The following is a 20,553-nucleotide window of genomic DNA, read 5'->3' on the forward strand; positions in this document are numbered from 1 at the left end:
GTGTGGCAGGGGAGCGGCCTGTGAAGGCCGCCCCCTATGCCGATTGGCCGTACGTCATTTGCCGCGGTGACTTTTGCGCAAAACCGGGGTCAATCAGCCTGTAACCGTTTTAAGACACGATCGATGCTCCGCTAAGCATCGATCTGTTGCACAATACGCCCCGAACCGTTTTCCTCAGGATGTTCAATGTTTAAATCACTTCCCATGCGGGTTGTCGGGTTGGCAGCCGTGCTTGCCACTGCGGCCGGTTGTTCATCGAACAAGACCGCCATCTATGAGCATGAGAATTTCGACGACTCCGGTACCTTTTCCCGAAACTACCCGGTCACCGATACCCAGAGCTGTGAAGCCGCCCGTCGCGCCTTGCTCAGCCAGGGTTACATCATCACCAGCAACGATCCGAAGCTGGTCAGCGGTCACAAGAGCTTCCAGCAGACCGGCGAGAATCACATGGAGATCAGCTTCAACGTGGTGTGTACCGATGACGGCAGCGAAGGGCACCGCGCGACCGTATTCGCCAATGCCCTGCAGGATCGTTATGCGCTGAAGAAGACCAACAATTCCGCCAGTCTCGGCGTGGGTGTGTTGGGCTCGGTGTCGATGCCGATCGGCTCCTCCGATGACTCGATGGTCAAGGTCGCCAGCGAGACCGTATCGTCTGCCAAGTTCTACGAACGTTTCTTCGCACTGGTCGAGCTGTTCCTGCCGCCGGAAGCGAAAAAGGCTGCGCACATCCCCGAAAAACCGAAAACGGACCTGGGCATGCCTGAAGCCAAAGCGGCCCCGGCACCGCTGGTGCCGGCCCCGGCAGCGGCTCCTGCTGTAGAGCCTGCTGCACCAGCACCTGCACCCGTTGAAGCGGTTCCAGCGGCCTCCGAGCCGGTTGCTCCGCCGCCTGAAGCGGCACCGATTACCCCGGTTCAGAACGCAGAGCCGGCACCTTCGGCAGAAACCATCACGCCACCGACGAACCCGACGGACATGCCGCCGCCGAGCGAGCCGATTCCGGCGATTCCTGTCTCTGGCCAGTGATCGATCACGTTACGGGATCGGCCAACGAGTAACGATCCCGTAGCGGGCGAAAAGATTGACCCGTATCAACCAGGTTCGCTGTTCTGCGGCCTTGCGCGAAAAAACCAATGATAAATTCCTGACCAGCTGCTACGTTTTATTCAGTAGCGACAGAGTGTCGTGTCCGCGTCATTTTTCTTTCATGCGGGCACTTTATGCTCAGGGAATTGGTCATTTATTCAGGCGTTTTTCAATACGGGTTGGGGGATTCAAAAATGGACGATTATCAAGAAGAGCTGCTCGAGTACCAGGCTTTCGAACTGGACCCACTGGAGCCGGCGGAAGACGCTACCGAGTTGTAGGCATCAGGCGGATTGGCGATGACTACGGCGAAATTCGCCGGGTGTCTGCCCGTTCCAGCGTTTGTATGCGCGTTGAAACGCTTCGGCTGAGGCAAAGCCCAGCAGGTAGGCGATCTCTCCGAACGCCAGTTCGGTGTCGCGTATGTAAGTCATGGCCAGGTCGCGGCGGGTGTCGTTGAGAATTGCACGAAACTGCGTGCCTTCATCGGCGAGCTTGCGGCGCAAGGTCCAGGTGGGCAGCTTCAGGCGTGCCGCCACCTCTTGCAGGTCGGGCTCCCGGCCACCATTGAGCAAGGGTCCCAGCAGCGCGATGATGCGTTCGCGCAGACTGCGGGTGCGTGTCAGTTGCTCCAGTTCCCGCTCACACAGTTGCAGTAAATGCCGCCAGGTACTCGGGCAATGCTCGGGGTTGCGCTGGGCGAGACTTGCCAGGCTCAAGCGCAGTTGATTGCGTTCGCCGCCAAACTGAATCGGACAGTCACCCAACACGTCATAGGCCGCGCGGTAAACGGGCTCTTCGAATTCGATCTCGATGCGTTCGGCGCGCAGCGGAGCAGGGCTGACACTGGACAATTGCTGCAACCAGCCGGCGATGATCGAATCCACCACAAAGCGGTTGTAGGCGTTATAGGGACTGATCGAATAGAAGCGCAGCCAGGCGCCCTGGGCGTCTTCGTGAAAGCTTGATTGACCCCGATAATTGGAGCCGTACAAGGCTTCGAATCGAATCAGGCAGCGGGCGGCTTCTCGTACCGTCGGCGCCTGGGCCGCAGTGACGCCAGCGAGGCCGGCCTGGCTCAGGCGGCTGAGCCGGCCCATGCGCAAGCCAAGGGCCGGGTTGTCGGTCAGTTGAATGGCGCTGTGGCCCAGGCGCATGTAGCGCGGTATCGACAGTCGGGCTCCGGCTTCGCTCAGGCGCGCGGCATCAAGGCCGTATTGTTCGAGCAGCGGCTGGGGATCGACGCCATGACTGCGCACGGCATCGGCCAGGCTATGAACAAAGCCCACCGACAGATCGCCGAGGCGCATCGGCTGTGGATTCATGGCTTACAACCAGAGGTTCAGCAAGCGCGCACCATGGGCGTTGCCATCGGCAAAGTGCTGGCCGTTGCTGCTGAGGAAACTGCGTCCGGCGCTGCCCTGGTCCCAGAATTGACCCCGCAGGAACACACTCATGCCTGCGACAGCCTGACTGGCCGGCATCCGGGTCGTGAGGGTCAGGCGCTGCCAGGCCTGGCCTTCACTGAGTTCTCCAGGCTTGAAGTTGACCGACGCCGGCGCCGAGGCCCCCTTGTAGCCGCGCCAGGGTTGATCCCAGGTGCCACGGCCGGCAACAAAGGCCGGTACCGCAATCAGCTGTACGCTTTGGTCGTTGAGCTTGAGGTAGTTTTCCGGGTACCAGCTGTCGTGGCCAATCAATATGCCCAACCTTCCTGCGGGGGTATCAACGACGTTGAGCGAGCGCTCGTCGTTCGCCTTGATCCCGTTCTGTTCTGCGAAGAACGGGTGCATCTGGCGCTGGGGCTGGCCGATCGGCAGGCCTTCGCTGTTGAATACCACGCTGCTGTTGTACAGCGCGCCGCGGCCGATTTTCAAGGTGCCGTCGATGATGCTTGGTTCGGGCAGCACGATGGAGCCCGCGACAAGCGTCACGTGGAATTCCCTGGCCAGCCCTCCGAACAAGGCCTGGTAGTCCCTGGCCATCGCCTTGGCTTTCATGCGCAGGTGGGCATCGTCCAGACGGTTGCCGCCCTCGGCGCTGATCAACGCCTTGGCGAACTTCAGGGGATTGCTCACTGCCAGCCAGTTCATGGCCTCCTTGAGGGTGCTGGCCTGGTACAGCTCATCCTTCTCGCCGCTGACCATCAGCCAGGTACCGACGTGTTCCGGCAGCACGACGATGGTCTTGCCGTTCAACAAACCCTGGTCCCGGGCTGCTTGCAGATAAGCCGCGAGCTTGCGGTGCAAACGCTCGGGGCTTTGATAATCGGTAGGAAACAGTTCGGGCTGGATGCCCAGCAGATTGCCACGGTCCGCAGGCGTGCCCTGGTCGACAGCCAGGTTGATCCGCAGGTCCGAAAGGTAATGACCCGCCGGCCGGTCTGCGGCCCACATTGCGTAGGTCGTGAGGGCGGCGAGCAATGCCATGGAAAATGTCAGGTACAAAAGTTTGCGCATGGGGAAACAGTTTACAGCCTGGAGCCGGGCGTGGCTTTTGATTTGGAGCTGGATCGAGCATAAAAGGAATCAAGGGCTTGGTGGGCAAACTTCAGCGTTGACTGTGTATTTCGCTGGCGGCAGCCTTTCTGCGCTCAGACACGGCAATGAATGGCTGGGTGGGGATCATGGGAGGAGGGGCGCCGGTCAGCCATGATTTTGCGCGACCGGCCGGCAAGTGAGCGTCAGTTGGTGACCAGCAGTTCCGGGCCGAGGTAGTTGTTGATCTGGTCAATGTCGTCGTCGCCCAGGCTGCCCACCGAGGAAGCCAGGCGCAGGCGTGACATCAAATAGCGCAACTTGGCATCGAACAGGTCGTGGCGCGCAACGAAGAGCAGTTCTTCGGCATTGAGGACGTCCGAGTTGGTGCTGGTACCGCCTTCCTTGAAGCCCTTGCGTGACGATGCCAGTGAGCGTTCGTTGGACGCTACGGCCTTCTCCAGCGCGCGAATGCGTTTGGCGCCACTCAGGATGCCTTGATACTCGCGGGTGGTTCCGGTGATGACTTCCTGTCGTGCGGCGTCCAGTTCATCCGAGGCCTTGTCGCTATTGGCACTGGCCTGGCGTGTCAGCGCGCTGACGCCGCCACCGCTGAACAGCGGGAAATTGACTTCCAGTCCGATCGAACCGTAGCGGTTGCGTTGATTCAGCTCGGAGAGTGATTGGCTCTCACCCGCGGTGTAGCCGGCAACGAAGTCCAGTGTTGGCCAGTGGCCGGCTTTGGCGCGATTCACTTCTTCTTCGGCGAGGTCGCGGCTATAACGGCGCGCATGGATCAGCGGGCTATCGGTCTGGGCTTTGACCAGCCAGTCCTGCAGGTTGCTCGGTATCAGTGGTGGTGTATCGAAGCTCGGACGCAAGGTGGTCAGTGATTCGGGGGTTTCACCGATATATTCCTCGAGCTTGCGGCGTGCGTTGACCAGATTGTCCTGCGCTTCGATCAGCTCGGCTTCGGCGAGGTCGCGGCGAGCGGCCGACTCGTCGATGTCGGTGACGGTGCCGGCCCCCAACTCCATGCGCCGTTTCGCCGAGGCAAGCTGTTCCTCAAAGGCGGTCAGCTTGGACTTGGCCAGGGTGATGGTTTCGCTGGCCAGCAGCACGTCGAAATAGCTTTCGGACAGGCGTACCGCGGCGTCCTGGCTCTTGGCATCGAACACCGCGACGCTGTAGTCGGCACGCTGCTGACCCTGGCGGTATTCGGCCATTTTCTGTTTGTTGAACAGCGGCTGGCGCAGGCGCACGTTTGCGCCCTTGGAGTCGTAGTCGAGATCCCTTTCGATACCGCTCTGGCGTTGTGTGCCATTGACCTTGTTGTCATAGGCCGAGGCGTTGATCTGCGGTAGCAGGCCGGCCGTGCCGATGGCGCGGTTTTCCCCGCCGGCCTTTTTTTCATGCACGGCGGCCTGGTAGATGGGGCCCTGGAACTGCAACAGGTCCCAGGCTTGCTTGAGGTCCATGGCGTCGGCCGGCAAGGTCAACCCCATCAGGCAGAAGAGCAGGCAATGACGGTCCATTTCATTGTTCCTTGAATGAGCTGTCCACACGTTCGAGCATTGGTTTAAGAAGATAGCTCAACATATTGCGTTCGCCGGTCTTGATGGTGACGCTGGCGGGCATTCCGGGGCGAATGTGATTGGTGCCAAGCAGGCTCATGCCATCGGGGGTGACTTCCACCTGGGCCAGATAGAACGGCTGCTTGCTTTCCTCGTCCATCAGGCGGTCGGCGGAAATGGTCATCACACGGCCGGGGATGTTTGGCGTCTGGGCATGGTTGAAGGCCGGGAAGGAAATGTCCACGGGCAGGCCCGGGACCATCTTGTCGATGGCCTGCACGGGAATCATCGCGTCGACCTGCAACGGTTCGTTGAGCGGAACGATTTCCATGATCTTGAAGCCGGGCTGGATGATCCCGCCGACAGTGGCGATGCTCAGGGCCTGGACCATGCCATCGATCGGCGACCGAATCACCGTGTGGGTCACTTCGTAGTCGAGCGCGCGCAAGCGGTCGGCCAGGGTGGTGTTTTCCTTGGCGGTGTCAGTCAGTTGCGATTCGACTTCCTTCAGGTAATCGTGCTGGCGCTGCAGGATGCGCAGCTTGATTTCGGTGGTCTGGCTACGCACGCGGGCGATGTTGTTGAGGTTCTCTGCCTGGCCGGCGGAGAGGTCGGCATTGCTGCGCTCCAGTTCAAGCAGGCGGTTGCGTGGTACATAGCCTTCGGCCGCCAGTACGCGTGTGCCTTGCAGTTCCTGGTTGAGGAAGCTGATCTGCGAGGCGCGGGCACCATAGACTAGTTGCAGGCCCTTGAGTTGCACCGCCGATGCCGCCAGGTTCTCCTGCAGGATGCTGATTTCGCCGGCGAGACCGGCGCGCCGGGTGTCGAGCAGGCGCTGTTGCAGGTCCATGGCGGCGTCCAGGCGATGGTCGTCCTTGAAGCGCTTGAGCAACTCGGGATCGAAGTTCACCACGTCGTGGCCGTCACGTTCCGCTTCCAGACGGTTTTCCACCGTCTTGCTGACAATGTACTGGGCGCTGACCGCCCCCTGTTCGGCAGCGGCACGCAATGAGTCGAGGCGGACCACCTCCTGGCCTTTTGTCACCAGATCGCCTTCGCGAACGAGAATGGCCTCCACGGTACCGCCGCTCAGATGCTGTACGGCTTTGCGATTGCTGGTGACCTTGACCGTGCCTGTCGCTACCACGCCGGCATCCAGCGGTGCCAGCCAGGACCACAGGAGGAAGCCGCCGAAGCCGGCGAGCACCAGCCACACGCCCCACCGCGCAGGTTTACCGACGTCCAGGTCTACCACGCTCCTGGAGTCGGCTGTAATCATCTCGGTATGTTGGCTCATTTGCATGATCGGTCACTCCCGTGCTTTGACGGAGGCCAGCGGAGTCGACGCGCCTGCAGGAATCACACTGGCCTTGCGCAGCGCTGCGAATACTTCATCGCGCGTGCCGAGCATCTGCACGCCGCCGTCGCGCAACATCAGCACCTTATCGACGGCACAGAGTACGTTGGGACGGTGAGAAATCAGAATGACGGTGGCGCCACGGTCCTTGAGTTCGGCCAGGGCATCGACCAAGGCCTTTTCGCCGACGTCGTCGAGGTTGGCGTTCGGCTCGTCCAGCACGATCAGATTGGGCTCGCCATACAACGCGCGGGCCAAGGCGATGCGCTGCTTCTGGCCGCCGGAAAGCGGGCTGCCATCGGTGCCCAGTCGGGTGTCATAACCCTGTGGAAAACGCAGGATCATCTCGTGCACGCCAGTGATCTTGGCGGCGCAGATGACCGCTTCGCTGTCCACTTCGCCAAAGCGCGCGATGTTGTCGGCGATGGTGCCCTCGAACAGCTCCACGTCCTGTGGCAGGTAGCCGAGCCAGGGGCCAAGTTCGCCCTTGTTCCAGTTGAATATGTCCGCGCCGTCCAGGCGAACCTTGCCGGCCTGCGCCGGCCAGACGCCAACCAGCAGGCGGGCGAGGGTGGATTTGCCCGAAGCGGACGGACCGATAATGCCAAGGCTTTCGCCGGGGACAAGGCTGAAGCTCACGCCGCGCAGAATCGTGTTGTTGGTACCGGGGGCACCGGCATACACATTCTCCACCGCCAGCATGCCCATTGGCCGTTGCAGCGACATGCTCGGTGGCCGGCGGGGAAAGTCTTGCAGCATCTCGTTGAGCCGGCCCCAGGCCGAGCGGCAGCCGAGCAATTGCTTCCACGACGCGATGACCTGTTCCACCGGACCCAGTGCGCGGCCGGTGAGGATCGAGCAGGCAATCATCATCCCCGGGGTGATCTTGCCTTCAATCGCCAGCAGCGCACCGGCGCCGAGGATCACCGACTGCAAAGTGATCCGCACGAAGCGCCCGGTGCTGCTGATCAAGGCGGCGCGATCGGAGGCCAGGGTCTGCATTTCCAGGATGCGCAAATGGCTTTGGAACCAGCGCTTGCTGATCGACGGCAGCATGCCCATGGCCTCTATGACCTCGGCGTTGCGCAGGTTGTTGTTGGCGTAAAGGGAGGAAGACAGGGCGGCCTGATTGGCTTCGGCCAGCGGCTTCTGCGTCGCCTTCTCGGTGAGCCAGGCCAGGGCCACCAGAATCAGCGAGCCGATCAGCGTGATCAGTCCGAGTATCGGGTGAATCAGATAGGCGACCAGCAAGTAGATCGGCGTCCACGGTGCATCGAAGAAGGCGAACAGGGCGTTGCCGGTGACGAACTGACGGACCTGGGCGAGGTCTTGCAAGGCCTGGGCCGGGTTGCCTCCGGCGCGGTTCAGGTTGCGCTCGAAAGCAGCGGTGAAAATGCGTCGGTTGAGGTCCATGTCGAGGCAGTTGCCGACCCGGATCAGTACGCGGGTGCGGACCATTTCCAGCGTGGACATCAGCAGGAACAGGCCAACCACCAAGACCGTCAACATCGCCAGCGTCGTGACGTTGCGACTGACCAGGGCTCGATCGTAGACCTGCAACATATAAATAGCTGGCGTCAACATCATGACGTTTATGACACCGCTGAACGCTGCCAGCGAATAAAAACTGCGGCGCAGGCGAAAGAGCGCGTCGGCCAGTTCGGAACGGATGCTCGACTGCTTGGGCATGTTGGTCCTCCCACTTCGAAAAGCCGGTTGCCCTTATGGCGCAACAGCTGACGATAAATGTAGTTCCTTAAACAGCTTACGGACACGCAGGCTGGTCGCTCTATGGATGGCGAGTCTTCCGAAATCGCTGCGTTGCTCCCTTATGCAGCAGCGTAGGTGGCGGTTAAACAGTCCGAAATAACATTTCGCTCTATACCAACACACAACTTTCTATATGTCTTTTAAAAACAGCTACTTGGGATGCCTACAACCAATCGTCTGTTTTATCGACGTAATATTGACAAAGATATGCTATGGAACTTTAGTCTTAGTTATCGGGGGGGGCCGCCCGCCTGAAGCTTACCAACGCTTTGGCAACGCAAGGCGCGGTGATTCTCCCGAGAGGAGCAGAGCCATGTCGCTCATTTCGTGCTTTTGCAGAGGGATGGGGCTGTCCAGGACGTTCGCCTTCACTTCCAGATTCCATGGCCCGCCCAGGGCTCGTCTCCGCTCTGCCTGATCGACCGGCGAGCAATTCATATCGCGAATTCCAGGCGCGTATCCCGAGTCCCGGGTAACGCCTGAGCTCTCGCAAAAAAACATGACTAACAAACTGCGCAAGCCAGCACTTGACTGGGCGCGGGCGGATTCTCTCGTCCCGTGCCTTTACCCAGACAGATCGAGGGCAATCCAAAATGGCCAATTTCAACAAGTCGGACCTGGAGTTCATTCTCCAGCAGATTTTCATCGCGGAAGCGGATACTGCCGGCCAGTCGCTCGCCAGCCTGATACCGAACCCGGAATTTGCTTTCGGTCTGCGCACGGTCGACGGGACGTTTAACAACCTGAGACTCGGTCAGAGCGAGTTCGGCGCAGCCGACAACATTTTCCCGCGCATGACCACTCCAGTCTTCCGCCCGGCTGAGGCGGGCACCTCTTACACCCAGACCAGCGGCCTGGTGATCGACTCGCAGCCACGCACCATCAGCAACCTGATCGTCGACAATACCGCCAATAACCCGGCGGCGGTCGCGGCCACGTTCGATCCCGGTCTGGATGGCATCCTCGGCACGGTTGACGATGTCTTGAAGGCCGGTGCGCAGGTCGTTACTGGAACCCGTACCGACGGCACGACTTTCCAGACCTTTTTCATTCCTAACCAGTCGCCGGACGCGGGCCTGTCTGCGCCGTTCAACACCTGGATGACCTTCTTCGGTCAGTTCTTCGACCATGGCCTCGATCTGGTGACCAAGGGCGGCAGCGGCACGGTGTTCATCCCGCTGCAGCCGGACGACCCGCTGTTCGTCCCGGGCAGCCCGACCAACTTCATGGTGTTGACGCGGGCCACCAACCTGCCCGGGCCCGATGGCATCCTTGGCACCGCCGACGACATCCACGAGGCTTCAAACACCACCACGCCATTCGTCGATCAGAACCAGACCTACAGCTCGCATCCCTCGCACCAGGTGTTCCTGCGTGCCTATGAACTCGATGCCGCCGGCAAGCCGGTGGCGACCGGCAAGCTGATCACCAATCGTGACCTGGGCGCCGATGGCCTGTTCGGCACTGCCGACGACGTCGAAATCGGCGGCATGGCCACCTGGAAAGTGGTGAAGGCGCAGGCGCGCGACATGCTTGGCATCGATCTCGACGATCTCGACGTCCTCGACCTGCCGCTGTTGGCGACCGACGCCTACGGCAACTTCATTCGGGGGGCGAACGGCTTTGCGCAGATCGTGACCACGACCGGCTTGGTCGAGGGCAATCCGCTGGCGCCGATCGACGCATCGCTGGCGATCCGCACCGGTCACCAGTTCCTCATCGACATCGCGCACAATGCCAGCCCGGTGGACAGCCAGACCGGTGCGCCACTGACGGCCGATGCCGACCTCGTTACCGGCGGCCCCGTGGCCGCAGGCTTCTACGACAACGAGCTGCTCGACGCGCACTACATCGCCGGCGACGGCCGGGTCAACGAGAACATCGGCCTGACCACCGTCCACTCCATCTTCCACTCGGAGCACAACCGGCTGGTCCAGCAGACCAAGGACACGGTCCTGGCCTCAGCGGCCGCCGGCGACCTGACATTCCTGAACCAGTGGCTGCTGACGCCCGTCGCGTCTGTTCCTGCTGATCTGTCGACCTTGAACTGGAACGGTGAGCGCCTGTTCCAGGCGGCGAAATTCGGCACCGAGATGCAGTATCAGCACCTGGTGTTCGAAGAGTTCGCGCGCACCATTCAACCGCAGGTCGATGCCTTCCTTGACTTCGATGACACAATCAATCCGTCGATCGTCGCCGAGTTCGCGCACACGGTCTTTCGCTTCGGCCACTCGATGCTGGTCGAGACCATCGATCGGCTGGACCCCAACTTCGTCTCCAGCGAGATCGGCCTGATCCAGGCCTTCCTCAACCCGCTGGCGTTTGCGACCAGTGGCCCGACTCCGGAGCAGGCGGCCGGCGCCATCGTCCGCGGCTTGACGCGCCAGGTCGGCAACGAGATCGATGAGTTCGTCACCGAAGCGGTGCGCAACAACTTGCTGGGCCTGCCGCTCGACCTGCCCGCCCTCAACATCGCGCGCGGCCGCGATACCGGCATCCCGTCCTTGAACGCGGCGCGTCGTGAGTTCTACGCCGGCACCGGCGACAGCCAGCTGAAGCCCTACACCAGCTGGGTCGATTTGGTGCAACACCTGAAGCCCCCGGAATCGCTGATCAACTTCATCGCCGCCTACGGCACGCACGCCTCCATTACCAGCGCCACCACGCTCGACGCGAAACGCGCAGCGGCCACCCTCCTGGTGTTGGGCGGCGTCGGTGAGCCGGCGGATCGCCTGGACTTCCTCAACAGCACCGGCGTCTATGCCAACCTGGCAAATGGGGCAACCATTACCGGGGTTGATGCCATCGACTTCTGGATCGGCGGTTTGGCCGAGGAAAAAATGCCGTTCGGCGGCATGCTCGGCTCGACTTTCAACTTCGTCTTCGAGGAGCAGCTTGAGAATCTGCAGAACGGCGACCGGCTCTACTACCTGCACCGCACCCAGGGACTCAACTTCCTGAGCGAGCTCGAGAACAACTCGTTCGCCAAGATGGTGATGCTCAACACCGACGCGACCCATCTCCCGGCCCTCATGTTCTCGACCCCGACCTGGACGCTTGAGGTCAATCCGACCCTGCAGCACACGGGGCTCGGCGTCGATGGCCGTGCCGATCCTACTGGCGGCACCATGATCAACGGCGTCGAGATCACGCCGCTGGTCATCCGCGACAACCCCGCGACGGTCGGGCCCGATACCAACTACCTGCAGTACACCGGCGAAGACCATGTCGTGCTCGGCGGCACCGCCGGCAATGACATTCTCGTCTCTGGCGACGGCGACGACACGCTCTGGGGCGACGCCGGCAATGACCGCCTCGAAGGCGGCTACGGCAATGACGAGATCGAGGGTGGCGATGGCGATGACATCATCACCGACATGGGCGGCGACGACGTCATCCACGGAGAGGCCGGCAACGACGTCATCCACGGCGGCAACGGCACCAATATCATCCTCGGCGGCGCCGGCAACGATTTCATCGTCACCGGCGAGGACTTTACGGAGGTCTTCGGCGGCGCCGGCGATGACTTCATGCTCGGCAGCCGGCTGAACCTACAAATGATGGGCGGCGATGGCGACGACTGGATCGAGGTCGGGACCCAGGACGGCTCCCCCGGCGACAATTTCGCCGGTAACCTGCCACTGGCTTTGCTGGCAGAGTTGACCGGCGGCAACGACGTCTTCAGCGGTGACGGCGGCTTCGATGAAATGATCGGTGAAGGCGGCGATGACATCTTCATCGGCAGTGAGGGTCCGGACAAGATGTTGGGCATGTCCGGTTTCGACTGGGCCACCTACAAGAATGACCCTTACGGCGTGACTGTGGACATGAGCCGCATCGCCTTCGAACAATCGCCCCTGTCGCCTTCGGTTGCAGGCGTGCATACCAAGTTCCCCGAGGTGGAAGGTCTGTCGGGGTCGGCGTTCAGCGACATGCTGACCGGCGATGATGCCGACGCGGCCACGATCGCCACTGCCGGTGTCCCGGGCAGCGTGCTCACCAACATTGACCTCGTCAACGGTCTGCGGGCGTTTCTTGGCGCGGCTGCAGCTGGCCCGGACGGTATCCTGGGCACGGCAGACGATCAGTTCGGCGCGGGCAACATCCTCCTCGGCGGTGGTGCCAGCGACATCATCGAAGGCCGCGGCGGTGACGACCTGGTCGACGGCGACATGTGGCTGAATGTGCGCATCAGCGTGCGCCAGAACCTTGACGGAACTGGGCCGGAGATTGCCACCTTCGACAGCATGGAGCCCATGATCCCGTTCATGCTCGATGGTACCTTCAACCCCGGTCAGTTGGTCATCGTCCGCGAGATCCTGACGGAGGCCCCCGCCTTTGACACGGCCTTGTTCACTGGCAACCGGCTCGACTATACCGTCACCACTGTGGGCGGCGTGACCACCGTGGCCGACAGCGTCGTCGGGCGCGACGGCACCGACCGCCTGACCAATATCGAGCGGCTGCAGTTCAACGATCAGTCGCTCACCCTGCCAGGCGGGGTCGGGCTCAACAACGACCCGCTGGGCTTGCTGGCCATCCTCGACGCTGCCAGCAACACCCCGGACGCTACGCCGACCACGGGTCAGTTGCTGAGGGTGTCGGCTGCCGGCGTGACCGATGCCGACAACGCCGGCGGTGCCATCACCGGACCGATCGCCTTCTACTGGCAGTTTGAAGCAGTCCCGGGTACGGGCGTCTTTCAGGACATCACCCGTCTTGCGGACGGGGGCGCAGCATTGGCGCACATAACCGGGCCGACCTTCAGGGTTACCCCGGATCTCGCCGGGCTGGAATTGCGCGTCAGGGCCGTCTACAAGGATCAAAATGGTGTGCTTGAGACTGCGTTCTCTGCTCCAACCGCAGCGGTCGTAGCCGGCGTTGCTCCGCCAGCGGCAGCCCCGCTGCCGGTCGAGACTCCGGTCGCCAGCAACGGTGTGCACTATATCCGGTCCGATCTGCAGTTCATTCTCGACCAGATTCTGATCTCGGAAAGGAATGCAGCCGGTGAGGATCTCCTCAGCCTGCTGCCGAATGCACGGTTGCCTTTGGGCATGCGCACGGTCGACGGGTCGTTCAACAACCTGGTGGCGGGTCAGAACGAGTTCGGTGCATCCGACACGGTCTTCCCGCGACTGGTTCCGGCGCAGTTCGATACGGCGGAGGCGGGCACCTCTTACGCCCAGACCAGCGGCCTGGTGACCGACTCGCAGCCTCGCACCATCAGCAATCTGATCGCCGACAACACCGCCAACAACCCGGCAGCGGTCGCGGCCACGTTCGATCCCGGTCCGGATGGCATCCTCGGCACGGTTGACGATGTCTTGAAGGACGGTGCGCAGGTCGTTACTGGAACCCGTACCGACGGCACGACGTTCCAGACCTTTTTCATGCCTAACGAGTCACCGGACGCGGGCCTGTCCGCACCGTTCAACCCGTGGATGACCTTCTTCGGTCAGTTCTTCGACCATGGCCTCGATCTGGTGACCAAGGGCGGCAGCGGCACGGTGTTCATTCCGCTGCAGCCGGACGATCCGCTGTTCGTTGCGGGCAGCCCGACCAACTTCATGGTGTTGACGCGGGCCACCAACCTGCCCGGGCCCGATGGCATCCTTGGCACCGCCGACGACATCCACGAGGCTTCAAACACCACCACGCCATTCGTCGACCAGAACCAGACCTATACCTCGCACCCTTCGCACCAGGTGTTCCTGCGCGCCTACGAGTTCAATGCCACCGGCGACCCGGTGGCGACCGGCAAGCTGATCACCAATCGTGACCTGGGCGCCGATGGCCTGTTCGGCACTGCGGACGACGTCGAAATCGGTGGGATGGCCACCTGGAAAGTGGTGAAGGCGCAGGCGCGCGATCTGCTTGGCATTAATCTTACCGATGCCGACTTCGACAACGTGCCGCTGCTCGCCACCGACGCCTACGGCAATTTCATCAAGGGCCCGAACGGCTTCCCGATGGTCATGATGAGGGGCGCGGATGGTATTGCTGATACCGCCGATGATGTTCTCGTCGAGGGTAATCCTGCTGCGCCGATCAGCCTGGTCAATGCCGTGCGCACCGGCCACCAGTTCCTCATCGATATCGCCCACAACGCCGTTCCGGTGGACAGCCAGACCGGTGCGCCACTGACGGCCGATGCCGACCTCGTTGCCGGCGGACCGGTGGCCGCAGGCACCTACGACAACGAACTGCTTGACGCGCACTACATCGCCGGCGACGGCCGGGTCAACGAGAACATCGGCCTGACCACCGTCCACGCGATTTTCCACTCGGAGCACAACCGTCTGGTCCAGCACACCAAGGATGTGGCCATCGCCTCCAACGATGTCAACTTCCTGAACCAGTGGCTGATGCCTGATGCCCAATTGTTGGTGTTGCCAACAACCGCGGCTGAGATCGCTGCCCTGCAATGGAACGGAGAGCGCCTGTTCCAGGCGGCGAGATTCGGTACCGAGATGCAGTACCAGCACCTGGTGTTCGAAGAGTTCGCGCGTACCATTCAGCCGAACATCGATCCCTTCCTTGGCGAACACCAAAATTATCAAACCGAGATCGACCCGGCGATCGTCGCCGAGTTCGCGCACGCGGTCTACCGCCTCGGCCACTCGATGCTGGTCGAGACCATCGACCGGCTGGACCCCAACTTCGCCTCGAGCGAGATCGGCTTGATTCAGGCCTTCCTCAATCCGCTGGCGTTTGCGGCCAGCGGCCCGACCCCGGAGCAGGCGGCCGGTGCCATCGTCCGCGGCTTGACGCGCCAGGTCGGCAACGAGATCGATGAGTTCGTCACCGAAGCGGTGCGCAACAACTTGCTGGGCCTGCCGCTCGACCTGCCCGCCATCAACATCGCGCGCGGGCGTGATACCGGGCTTCCGACCTTGAACGAGGCGCGTCGTGAGTTCTACACCGCGACCGGCGACAGCAACCTGAAGCCCTACATCAGCTGGGCCGATTTGGTGCAACACCTGAAGCACCCGGAATCGCTGATCAACTTCATCGCCGCCTATGGCACGCACGCCTCCATTACCAGCGCCACCACGCTCGACGGGAAGCGCGCCGCGGCCTCGCTCCTGGTGTTGGGCGGTGCCGGCGAGCCGGCGGACCGGCTGGACTTCCTCAATAGCACCGGCACCTGGGCGAGTGGCCCGACCGGCGTCACCATTACCGGTCTGGACAACATCGACCTCTGGATCGGCGGCCTCGCCGAGGAAAAAATGCCGTTTGGCGGCATGCTCGGCTCGACCTTCAACTTCGTGTTCGAGAACCAGATGGAGAAGCTGCAGAACGCCGACCGCTTCTACTACCTGGAACGCAACGCGGGGCTTAACTTCGTCACCGAGTTGGAGAACAACTCGTTCGCGAGACTGGTGATGGCCAACACCGATGCGACCCACCTCCCAGCCGTCATGTTCTTGACTCCGGCCTTTACCCTGGAGGTCGACCGGACCAGGCAGTTCAACGCGAGTGTGATTGCCGGGCCGGATGGCATACTGGTCGACAATCCATTGACGCCAGTCAATGAGGCCGCCGACAACCTGCCGGGCAATGCCGACCCTGTCGGCGGCATCCTCCTCACGCCGCTGGTTATTCGGGACAACCCCGCGACGGTCGGCCCTGATACCAACTACCTGCAGTACACCGGCGAAGACCATGTGGTGCTCGGTGGCTCGGCCGTCAATGACATTCTCGTCTCTGGCGACGGCGACGACACGCTCTATGGCGACGGTGGCAATGACCGCCTCGAGGGTGGCTACGGCAACGACTTCATGGTCGGGGGCGACGGCGACGACATCATCATGGACATGGGGGGCGACGACACCATTCATGGCGGCGACGGCAACGACGTCATCCACAGTGGCAACGGCGTGAATCTGAACCTCGGCGGCTTCGGCAAGGACTTCATCGTCACCGGTGAGGACTCCTCGGAGGTCTTCGGCGGCGCGGGCGACGACTTCATCACGGGCAGTCTCGCCGACGAACAACTGATGGGTAACGAAGGCGACGACTGGATCGAGAGGGGAACCTCCGATGGTGCTCCCGGCGATAATTTCGACCCGAACGGGCTCGACCTGATACGCGGTAACGACATCTTCATCGGCACCGGCGGGCCCGACAGATTCATGGCCGAAGGTGGCGACGATATCATGTACGGCAACGGCGGTGCGGGCGACCGCTACCTGGGCGGTTCCGGTTACGACTGGGCCGGCTTCAAGGACGACCCGTTCGGCGTGTCCGTCGACCTGGGCCTCGCCGACATCGCTATCGCGCCGCCACTGCCGGAGTTGGGCGCAACCGTGGCTCGGTTCCGTCAGGTGGAAGGTCTGTCGGGATCGCACTTCAGTGACATCCTGCGTGGCAATGAAGCCGATGCTACCGTGATCGCGGCTGCCGGTGCTCAGGGCAGCGTGCTCACCAACTTCGACCTGATCAGCGGCCTGCGCTCGTTCGTCGGCACCGCAGCAGCCGGCCCGGACGGCATTGTGGGCACGGCAGACGATCAGTTCGGCGCCGGCAACATCGTCCTCGGCGGCGGCGGCAGCGACATCATCGAAGGTGATGGTGGCGATGACCTGATCGACGGTGACAAGTGGCTCAACGTACGTATCAGCGTGCGGCAGAACATTGATGGCACAGGTCCGGAGATCGCAACGTTCGACAGCATGGTCCCGTTGGTGCCGCTCATGCTCAACGGCACTTACAACCCCGGCCAACTCGTCGCCGTCCGTGAGATCCTGACGGATGCGCCTGATCCCCTTAACCCTGGCCATTCCTTCGACACGGCCCAGTACAACGGCCTTCTGGCTGACTACACCGTCATCGAGAACGTCGACGGCACGACCACCGTGGCCGACAGCGTCGTCGGTCGGGACGGTACTGACAGGCTCAGCAATATCGAGCGGCTGCAGTTCGCCGATCAGTCGCTGGTTCTCGTCGATGGCTTGAACGCCGAGCCGGTGGGCTTGCTGAGGATCAGCGATAGCACGCCGGCCGTTGGCCAAGTGTTGACGGTGTTGGCCGACATCGTCAGCGATGCGGACAATGTCACTGCAGGCGGTGCGATCACCGGTCCCATCGCCTTCGTATGGCAGGTCGAAACAAACCCGGGCACCGGTATCTTCGACGATATCGGTATTGCGCTCGGAGGCGGACTAGGAACCGCGACCGGTCCGACCTTCACGGTGACCGCGGCTGAGGAGGGACTGCTGCTGCGCGTCAGGGCCGTCTATCAGGACGGCCACGGTGTGCTGGAAAGCATATTCTCGGCGCCGACCGCGCCAACTGCGCCGCTCGGCGGCAGCCCTGTCAACGTCCTACCGGTTGGCACTGTGCTGATCAGCGATACGACCCCGACGGAAGGCTCGGCCTTGACCTTCACGGATGCGTTCACCGACGCCAACGGAGTTGGGGTGGTCACGCATCGTTGGCAAGTAGGGGGTATCGGCGTGTCCTTCACGGACATTGCCGGAGCGACGGGCTCGACCTTCACGCCGACCCAGGCGCAGGTCGGATTGAGCCTTCGCGTTGTCGCGAGTTTCACCGATAGCCTCGGCACGCTGGAGCAGGTCTTCTCCGCGCCAACGACTGTGGTCGGCGATCTGTTTGTCGGTACCGCCGGTGCCGACATATGGACCGGCACGGCAGGCGACGACGTGGCCAGCGGAGGTGCTGGCGACGACATCCTGAATGGCTTGGGCGGCAACGACCTCCTCAATGGTGACGAGGGTGATGACGCCCTCATCGGCGGTAGCGGTGCCGACACGATGGCCGGCGGTGCTGGCAACGATATCTATGAAGTCACCGACCTTGGGGACGTGGTGACCGAGCTCGCCGGTGCCGGCGGCGACACGGTGTGGACCTCGCTCGCGAGCTACACCCTGGCTGATAACGTCGAGAGTCTGTTTTTCGGCGGCAGCGGCAACTTCGTGGGCATCGGCAACGCGCTCGGCAACTTTATCGTGGGCGGTGCGGGTGATGACGCCCTCATCGGCGGTGGCGGTGCCGACACAATGGCCGGCGGTGCTGGCAACGATGTCTACGAAGTCACCGACGTTGGGGACGTGGTGAGCGAGCTCGCCGGTGCCGGCGGCGACGCGGTGTGGACCTCGCTCGCGAGCTACACCCTGGCTGATAACGTCGAGAGTCTGTTTTTCGGCGGCAGCGGCAACTTCGTGGGCATCGGCAACGCGCTCGGCAACTTTATCGTGGGCGGTGCGGGTGATGACGCCCTCATCGGCGGTGGCGGTGCCGACACGATGGCCGGCGGTGCTGGCAACGATGTCTACGAAGTCACCGACCTTGGGGACGTGGTGAGGGAGCTCGCCGGTGCCGGCGGCGATGCGGTGTGGACCTCGCTCGCGAGCTACACCCTGGCTGATAACGTCGAGAGTCTGTTTTTCGGCGGCAGCGGCAACTTCATGGGCATCGGCAACGCGCTCGGCAACTTTATCGTGGGCGGTGCGGGTAATGACGCACTCCTCGGCGGTGGCGGTGCCGACACGATGGCCGGCGGTGCTGGCAACGATGTCTACGAAGTCACCGACCTTGGGGACGTGGTGAGCGAGCTGGCCGGTGCCGGCGGCGACGCGGTGTGGACCTCGCTCGCGAGTTACACCCTGGCTGACAACGTCGAGAGTCTGTTTTTCGGTGGCAGCGGCAACTTCGCGGGCACCGGCAACGCGCTCGGCAACTTTATCGTGGGTGGTGCAGGTAACGACGTCCTCACCGGCGGTGGCGGTAACGACGCGATGAGTGGCGGCATCGCCGGCAACGATACGTTCGTGTTTGCTGTCGCGGGTTTCGGCAACGATCAAATCTTCGGCTTCGAAGCCAATCCGACCTTAGGGCAGGACGTGCTCGATATCACGGGGCTGGGGATCACCAGCGCTACGTTCGCTGCCAATGTGAGCATAACGGCTGACGGGGCAGACACGGTGGTTGGGATCGGAGCTGACACCATCCGCCTTGTTGGTGTCAGCAGTGCGACCGTTGAGCAGGGGGACTTCAATCTGGCCACTTGAGGTCCTGGTCAGTACTGTCGCAAGAGAGCTGAACAGAAGAAGGGAGGGCAATGGATGCCCTCCCTTTCTCTTTCCACTCAATTGCCTCATGAATGCATTCGGTGTGGGAATTCAGGGAGGGCTGAATCGACCAGGGTTTTGCAGCGATAGCGATGATCATGACGTTGCGAGCTGCTCTCGCATAATTCGGAGACGTTCTTCTATTTTTCCTTCCCTGCGAGTTCGTTCTCTTTTCAGTGAGATAAGCCAGGCCACCAGAATCAGCGAACCGATCAGTGTGAGCAGCCCCAGCAGTGGGTGGATCAGTTAGGCGACCAGCAGGTAGATCGGCGTCCACGGTGCATCGAAGAAAGCGAACAGGGAGTTGCCGGTGACGAACTGACGGACCTGGGCGAGGTCTTGCAAGGCCTGGGCCGGATTACCTCCGGCGCGGCTCAGGTTGCGCTCGAATGCCGCGGTGAAAATGCGTCGGTTGAGGTCCATGTCGAGGCAGTTGCCGACCCGGATCAGCACGCGGGTGCGGACCATTTCCAGCGTGGACATCAGCAGGAACAGACCTACCACCAGGACCGTCAACATCGCCAGCGTCGTGAGTTGCGACTGACCAGGGCTCGATCGTAGACCTGCAGCATATAAATAGCTGGCGTCAACATCATGACGTTTATGACACCGCTGAACCCTGCCAGCGAGTAAAAACTGCGGCGCAGGCAAAAGAGCGCGTCGGCCAGTTCGGAACGGATGCTCGACTGCTTGGGCATGTTGGTCCTCCCACTTCGAAAAGCCGGTTGCCCTTATGGCGCAACAGCTGACGATAAATGTAGTTCCTTAAACAGCTTACGGACACGCAGGCTGGTCGCTCTATGGATGGCGAGTCTTGCGAAATCGCTGCGTTGCTCCCTTATGCAGCAGCGTAGGTGGCGGTTAAACAGTCCGAAATAACATTTCGCTCTATACCAACACACTGCATTCTATATGTCTTTTAAAAACAGCTACTTGGGATACCTACCACCGATCGTCTGTTTTAACGACGTAATATTGACAAAGATTTGTTATGGAACTTTAGTCTTAGTTATCGGGGGGCCCGCCCGCCTGAAGCCTGCCAGCGCTTTGGCAGTGCAAGGCGCGGTGATTTTCCTGAGAGGAGCCGAATCATGTCGATCATTTCGTTCTTTTGCAGAGGGAAGGGGCTTTCCAGGACGTTTGCCTTCACTTCCAGATTCCATGACCCGCCCAGGGCTCGAATCCGCTCT

At 61.8% G+C, this 20,553-nt stretch carries 7 protein-coding genes and 1 pseudogene; 2 read left to right on the forward strand and 6 right to left on the reverse strand.

Annotated elements, in window-relative coordinates:
* The first annotated feature begins 186 nt into the window (after positions 1 to 186).
* Complete coding sequence (locus AC3IX1_RS09580) at positions 187 to 1,032, forward strand: DUF2242 domain-containing protein (RefSeq protein WP_489387969.1); 846 nt, start codon at positions 187 to 189, stop codon at positions 1,030 to 1,032.
* 344 nt (positions 1,033 to 1,376) lie between these two features.
* On the opposite strand, the gene AC3IX1_RS09585 is transcribed toward AC3IX1_RS09580, so the two are convergent.
* The 5 genes from AC3IX1_RS09585 to AC3IX1_RS09605 all read right to left on the reverse strand — a co-directional run bounded on the left by AC3IX1_RS09585 (position 1,377) and on the right by AC3IX1_RS09605 (position 8,189).
* Positions 1,377 to 2,417, reverse strand: coding sequence for an AraC family transcriptional regulator (locus AC3IX1_RS09585; protein ID WP_489387970.1), 1,041 nt, complete (start codon positions 2,415 to 2,417; stop codon positions 1,377 to 1,379).
* Positions 2,418 to 2,420: 3 nt separating this feature from the next.
* Positions 2,421 to 3,551 (reverse strand): carbon-nitrogen hydrolase family protein, encoded by a 1,131-nt coding sequence (locus tag AC3IX1_RS09590; protein WP_489387971.1) that lies wholly within the window; start codon positions 3,549 to 3,551, stop codon positions 2,421 to 2,423.
* Between the two features lie 224 nt (positions 3,552 to 3,775).
* Entirely contained in the window at positions 3,776 to 5,104 is a 1,329-nt protein-coding gene (locus tag AC3IX1_RS09595) for a TolC family outer membrane protein (protein WP_489387972.1), read from the reverse strand.
* A 1-nt stretch (position 5,105) separates the two neighbouring features.
* On the reverse strand, positions 5,106 to 6,446 hold the full coding sequence (locus tag AC3IX1_RS09600) for an HlyD family type I secretion periplasmic adaptor subunit (protein WP_489387973.1): 1,341 nt from the start codon (positions 6,444 to 6,446) through the stop codon (positions 5,106 to 5,108).
* Between the two features lie 6 nt (positions 6,447 to 6,452).
* Positions 6,453 to 8,189, reverse strand: coding sequence for a type I secretion system permease/ATPase (locus AC3IX1_RS09605; RefSeq protein WP_489387974.1), 1,737 nt, complete (start codon positions 8,187 to 8,189; stop codon positions 6,453 to 6,455).
* A gap of 674 nt (positions 8,190 to 8,863) precedes the next feature.
* On the opposite strand from AC3IX1_RS09605, the gene AC3IX1_RS09610 reads away from it, so the two are divergent.
* Positions 8,864 to 19,303: a peroxidase family protein gene (locus AC3IX1_RS09610; protein ID WP_489387975.1), complete on the forward strand. Its 10,440-nt coding sequence runs from the start codon at positions 8,864 to 8,866 to the stop codon at positions 19,301 to 19,303.
* Positions 19,304 to 19,525: 222 nt separating this feature from the next.
* Here AC3IX1_RS09610 and AC3IX1_RS09615 read toward each other — a convergent pair.
* Positions 19,526 to 20,061: pseudogene (locus tag AC3IX1_RS09615) on the reverse strand (type I secretion system permease/ATPase); the annotation flags it as partial.
* Between the last annotated feature and the right edge of the window lie 492 nt (positions 20,062 to 20,553).

The sequence above is a fragment of the Pseudomonas sp. KH_046_2 genome (genome assembly GCF_057838985.1).

Excerpts from the sequence above, each read along its gene's own strand:
- AC3IX1_RS09585 (WP_489387970.1), bottom strand. The coding sequence starts at position 2,417 with ATGAATCCACAGCCGATGCGCCTCGGCGATCTGTCGGTGGGCTTTGTT.
- AC3IX1_RS09605 (WP_489387974.1), bottom strand. The coding sequence starts at position 8,189 with ATGCCCAAGCAGTCGAGCATCCGTTCCGAACTGGCCGACGCGCTCTTT.
- AC3IX1_RS09595 (WP_489387972.1), bottom strand. The coding sequence starts at position 5,104 with ATGGACCGTCATTGCCTGCTCTTCTGCCTGATGGGGTTGACCTTGCCG.
- AC3IX1_RS09610 (WP_489387975.1), top strand. The coding sequence starts at position 8,864 with ATGGCCAATTTCAACAAGTCGGACCTGGAGTTCATTCTCCAGCAGATT.
- AC3IX1_RS09580 (WP_489387969.1), top strand. The coding sequence starts at position 187 with ATGTTTAAATCACTTCCCATGCGGGTTGTCGGGTTGGCAGCCGTGCTT.
- AC3IX1_RS09590 (WP_489387971.1), bottom strand. The coding sequence starts at position 3,551 with ATGCGCAAACTTTTGTACCTGACATTTTCCATGGCATTGCTCGCCGCC.
- AC3IX1_RS09600 (WP_489387973.1), bottom strand. The coding sequence starts at position 6,446 with ATGCAAATGAGCCAACATACCGAGATGATTACAGCCGACTCCAGGAGC.